Source organism: Streptomyces coryli (assembly GCF_011044975.1).
In the GTDB taxonomy this organism is placed as follows: domain Bacteria; phylum Actinomycetota; class Actinomycetes; order Streptomycetales; family Streptomycetaceae; genus Streptomyces; species Streptomyces coryli.
Genome location: NZ_JAAKZV010000466.1, coordinates 1 through 2,883 on the forward strand (window position 1 = coordinate 1; position 2,883 = coordinate 2,883).

3 protein-coding genes are annotated in these 2,883 nt (G+C 72.4%); 1 reads left to right on the plus strand and 2 read right to left on the minus strand.

The features are described from left to right. The coding region (locus G5C51_RS41265) for a phosphoribosyltransferase domain-containing protein (RefSeq protein ID WP_206314872.1) at positions 1–729 on the minus strand (729 nt) is incomplete at its 3' end. Continuing rightward, the gene (locus G5C51_RS41270; RefSeq protein ID WP_165245970.1) at positions 726–1,892 is read right to left on the minus strand and encodes an HpcH/HpaI aldolase/citrate lyase family protein; all 1,167 of its coding nucleotides are present in this window, start codon (positions 1,890–1,892) and stop codon (positions 726–728) included. The genes G5C51_RS41265 and G5C51_RS41270, both read right to left, overlap by 4 nt. A gap of 185 nt (positions 1,893–2,077) precedes the next feature. Between G5C51_RS41270 and G5C51_RS41275 the strand changes: the two genes are divergently transcribed. Next, the gene (locus tag G5C51_RS41275; protein ID WP_165245972.1) at positions 2,078–2,779 is read left to right on the plus strand and encodes a TerD family protein; all 702 of its coding nucleotides are present in this window, start codon (positions 2,078–2,080) and stop codon (positions 2,777–2,779) included. The last annotated feature ends 104 nt before the right edge of the window (positions 2,780–2,883 follow it).

Below are 2,883 nucleotides of genomic sequence, written 5' to 3' on the forward strand. Positions count from 1 at the left end.
GGTGGGAACAGCCGCGTCAGCCTCCGCAACCAGCGCCTGCCCCCGCGACAGCACATCCTCAGGCAGGACCACCTCGCCACCCGCCAGCGCCACCACATCCACCCGCGCCCCGAGATCCGCCGCGAACTTCTCCATCGCCTGCCGATCCCCGGCAGACCGCATATCGACAAGAGCCGCGACGACATACCGCTCCCGCTCACAAGCCGCCTGCAGCGCAGCAATCGTGTTGCAGATCGTCCGCCCCGTGGACAGCTCGTCATCGACGAGCACCAGCGGCCCGCCCCCCGCCAGCAGCCCCTCGTCCTCCGGCAGCACCAGATGCGACGTGGCGTGGCTGTGCTCCTCCTCGAAGCCCCCCGCCTGCCGCACGCCCGGCACCCGCCGCCGCGTGGAATGCAGATACGCCGCCGCGCCCAGCCCGTCCGCCGCGCTGTGCCCGAGCCCGGTCGCCGTCTCGGCATAGCCGAGCACCACCGAACGCCCCGCATCCTCCGCGCCCAGCGCGGCCCGCACGGCGCGCCCGAGCCGCACCCCGGCTCCGTATACGACCGACGGGTCCTGCGGCACATGCTTGCCGAGCACATTCGACACCAGCAGATGCGCCCGCCGCGGGTTCCTCCGCAGCGCCAGGCCCACGAGGTCGCGCAGCTCGGGCGGGCCCGACAGCGTCACGCCGAGCCGCTCCTCGACCCACTCGCCGGTCCAGTTCTCGCTCGCGCGACCACTCATGCAATCCCCTTAAGTCCCGCGCTCAGCAGCTCCACGAACGTCACGTCCTCCCGGGCGACCCCGAAGACCTCCGCCCGCTGGAGAGTGCGGCGCGCCCAGGCCTGGTGCGGCCGGGCCTCGTTCATCTTGTTCGTGTACGCGGAGCGCAGCACACCGCCGCCCTCCGCCTCCTGCTTCAGAATGTCGGTGGCGTCCTGGAACTCCTCGTGGCTCACCACGCTCAGCGCGTGCACCGGCGCCACATGACTGGGATGGATGCAGGTCTTCCCCTGCAGCCCGTTCGCCCGGTCCAGCTCGATCTCGCGCAGCAGCCCGTCGATGTCGTGCTCGATCAGCGCCGCCCGGAACTGCTCCAGCTTCCCGAACGGGCTGGCCCGCAGCTGCGGCTTGAAGATCCGCTCGTACGGGCGGAAGTACTCCCACACCGGCCCGGTGACCGTAAAACCGGTCCCGTCGGCCCGCCCCAGCACGTTCACGACATCGGCGATCGCCGACGCGATCAGCTGGACGTCGTACGCGGTGATGTCCGGCGCCCGCCGCAGCCCGTACGCGGCGCCGAAATCGGTGACACCCAGCCGCAGCGCGAGTACCCGCTCGCGGTACTTGTCCGCCACGGACGCGATCCCCGCGAGGGTCGCCGCCCGCGACTCCAGATGCAGCAGCTCCGGCGACTCCAGCACCGGCATCGCGAAGAGCCGGCGGCCGCTCGCCTCCTCGGCGGCGGTCAGCGCCTCCAGGAACGGCACGCCCCGGGCCTCGGTGAACTTCGGCAGCACGAATCCGGACAACAGCCGCACCGCCGGGCCGAGGCGGGCGGCGAGGCCGGTGATCTGCTCCGGCTCGCGGACCCGGACGAAGAGCAGGGGAAGCTCCCGCCGCTCGGCCCGCTCCAGCTCGCCGAGCTGGCGCACGATGTTGGCCTCGGCGGAGCCGACCTCGTCGTCGGCGATCGCGTCCTCCAGACACAGCACCATCGACACCACGCCGCGCCCCGCCTGCTTCACGATGTCGGCGGCCAGGGACGGCCGGGTCGCGGGCGTGTACAGCGTGGCGCCGAGCGCACAGGCCAGGGTGCGGGCCGGTGAGTCCGCGCTGAACTCGACCGGTTCCCGGTGGAAGAGACCCGCCCTTATATCAGGAGCAAGGTGCCCGAAGTGCCGCATACGTTCCCCCTTTTTACTGGCCCTTTGCCATAGCCCGGCCGGGTAAGAGTACGAGCGGCAATGGCCGAAACGTTCCCCCACCGGATGAAATCCTCGTAACCGCCGGTCGACATCGACCCGCGGCCCGGGAGGGTCCATCGAACCCCGCGTTGTCCCCGCGCGGGGCGAGAGGGCAGGATACGACCATGACGCAGGCGATGGCGAAAGGGTCCAACCTCACCGTGCAGGCGGCGGCCGTGCGGGTCGTGCTGCGCTGGACGCCCGGCGTCGGCGTGCCCGACGTGGACGCCTCGCTGCTGCTGATCGGCGAGACCGGCACGGTCCGCTCCGACGAGGACTTCGTCTTCTACAACCAGCCGCGGCACCCCTCGGGCCTCGCCCGCAAGCTGCCGAAGAAGCGGCACGGCGACCGCTACACCGACTCCGTCGAGGCCCAGCTCGCCCGGCAGCCGTCCTCCGTGGACCGGCTGGTGCTGGCGGCGTCCTCGGACGAGGGGAACTTCGGGCAGGTCAAGGACCTGCGTCTTGAGCTGCACGACGCGCTGGCGCCGGCCGGGGCGGGGGCGGCGGAGCCGTTCGCGTACTTCGACATCGCCCCGGAGACCGGCTCGGAGACGGCGCTGATCTGCGGGGAGTTCTACCGGCGCGGCGACGCCTGGAAGTTCCGGGCGCTGGGCCAGGGCTACGAGTCGGGGCTGATCGGCCTGGCCACGGAGTTCGGCGTCGCGGTGGACGAGTCGCCCGCGGCGAGCCGGCCCGCGCCGAGCGCACCCGCTGCCGCACCCGCCCAGCCCGCGGCGGCGGCTGCCGCAGCCGCTCCCGCCGGGTACGGCTACCCGCCGGCCTTCACGCTGCCGCCGCAGGGCCCGCAGTTCATCGGCCGTTAGCCGCTCCGCGGCCACGATGCCGCGGCGCTACGTGCCGCCATGCGGTGCGGGAGGGAGGAGCCGGCTCACACCTGGCTCTTGTACCCCCGCCCCCACTGCAGCCC

Bases quoted from the DNA above. Each gene is read 5' to 3' on its own strand.
- G5C51_RS41275 (WP_165245972.1), top strand. From the start codon at position 2,078: ATGACGCAGGCGATGGCGAAAGGGTCCAACCTCACCGTGCAGGCGGCG.
- G5C51_RS41270 (WP_165245970.1), bottom strand. From the start codon at position 1,892: ATGCGGCACTTCGGGCACCTTGCTCCTGATATAAGGGCGGGTCTCTTC.